The 1,794-nt window shown below is 62.3% G+C and carries 2 protein-coding genes; one reads left to right on the top strand and one right to left on the bottom strand.

Going from position 1 to position 1,794, the window contains the following annotated elements; translation table 11 throughout:
- The first annotated feature begins 364 nt into the window (after nucleotides 1-364).
- The gene (locus J7U37_RS24710; protein ID WP_247637465.1) at nucleotides 365-739 is read left to right on the top strand and encodes a response regulator; all 375 of its coding nucleotides are present in this window, start codon (nucleotides 365-367) and stop codon (nucleotides 737-739) included.
- A 183-nt stretch (nucleotides 740-922) separates the two neighbouring features.
- Here the strand turns inward: J7U37_RS24710 and J7U37_RS24705 are convergent, their stop codons facing one another.
- Nucleotides 923-1,183 carry a hypothetical protein gene (locus tag J7U37_RS24705; protein WP_247637464.1) on the bottom strand — a complete coding sequence of 87 codons (261 nt, stop codon included), beginning with the start codon at nucleotides 1,181-1,183 and terminating at the stop codon, nucleotides 923-925.
- Nucleotides 1,184-1,794 lie beyond the last annotated feature (611 nt).

Raw genomic sequence — 1,794 nt, 5'->3', positions numbered from 1 at the left:
CATCCTCCAGGATATCGGTAGCATCCATCAGGATCAGGGCGTCGTCGTCGACCACGAGGGCGAAGGGCGCATCGGAAGGGCCAGGCAGGGTCATCAAGGGGTAAGGCCAACCTCGTCCAGAGGTTGCTGGATAACATAAGTTTGTTTTGGCGGTGCTTGCCGATTCACGGCGCACTGTTGTTTGGGCCGAAGCCTCAACATGCTGCACGGATACGAGCGAGTGAACGACAGGGTGTATCCCGACGGTACGGCGCACGTCGGCGAAGGTCGCTTTCCTGCCTGCACGCTCAATGCACCGGCCAGGACCTATCAACTGAGATACTCAAGGAGGGCAACTTATCGAGCTAACCTGTGTTGCGCTCTCATGTCGACGAAGCGCTCCATGAAAGCCACCGCCGTGCTCGTCGTCGAGGACGACGACCTCGTGCGCCTCTGCGCCGTCGAGATGCTTGAGGATGCGGGCTTCGTGATCGTCGAGGCACGCCATGCCGACGAGGCCTGGTTCATCCTTCACGAGCGTGCGGACATAGGAGCGCTCTTCACCGACGTCGACATGCCGGGCTCGATGTGCGGGGTGACCCTGGCCGGACGCGTACACGACGCCTGGCCCGACATCCGACTGGTCGTGACCTCGGGTCGGCACCGTCTGGCCCAGGGGGATATCCCCGATCACGGCCTGTTCGTCCCCAAGCCCTACAGCGCGGACCAGGTCGTTGACGCGATCCACCAAGCTACCTGATGGGGTCAGCTTGACACGGTACCTTTTCGCGTTGGGCGAGATTGGACTTCTTTCGGGCTGACACGCGATGAATCGGCCAGATCGGCTCGGGACGAAATTTCCCGGATCGTTCCGGTAATCCCATCCCGAAGCCTGCCCTAGGTCACCGCAAAATCAAGAGGGGCCCCGAAGGGCCCCATGGGATCACATGCGGTGATGGCGATGACCATGGCCGTGGCGCATCATGTGACCGCGGTGATGATGGTGACGCATCATGTGGCCGCGGTGGTGGTGGTGACGCATGTGATGACCGCGGTGGCCATGCATGCCGTCCATGCGAACGTCGACGATGTTGGTAGTTGCATCGACGGCGCCGATCATGCCGGGGGCGGCCGAGGCGGGTGCGGCGATGCCGATGGCGCCGAGCGCGGCCAAGGCTGCAGCGGCGATCAGGGATTTCTTCATGGGGGCTTCCTCGTGGGTTATTGGTGGCCTGGACCGGGTCAGGTACCCATCCGGCGTCATCGAGAAACGGCCATGCTTCCAGGACCGTTCCGCGGTGTGCGTACTCACAAGCCGGGCATGGATAAGGGAATGCCTTTCCGTGGAGCCGGCTCGGGAGGGGGCATGGCACGGCGTTGACGTAGGCACGCCGTGGCATTCCTCATGGCGGTCGCCGAGCGATTGCATCGTCGGCCATCCTTCATCCGGGCCGGGTGCACGCCGAAGCAAGCTTCCGAGGCGGTGCGGCGAACCGAGATCATGGCGCCCGCTAAATGACGTAGGTCACCACAATCGCGTCGTTGATGCAGGCGCTCATTGCGTTCGTCGAAGCGAATTAATGGGACACAACATGCTGACCTGATGGTCGCCCGTATGGCGTCTGCCACGGACTGATCAGCCCCCATTGAAGTGGCTCTTCGCCAAGTTTGGTGGATTGGGTTGGTGGGGGGGGGGGATGCCGGAAGGTAGCTGCTGGCTGAACCGGGCGGGGATTCTCAGATCAGGGTATGACCCTTCTCTGTCACATCCCCGGTTGTCGTCTTCTCCACGTCACGCGTGAGGAGAGCACTGCC

Origin of the sequence: Methylobacterium sp. 37f, from assembly GCF_023093475.1 — a bacterium.
Taxonomy (GTDB): Bacteria; Pseudomonadota; Alphaproteobacteria; order Rhizobiales; family Beijerinckiaceae; genus Methylobacterium.
This window is presented reverse-complemented; position numbering and strand designations above follow the sequence as displayed.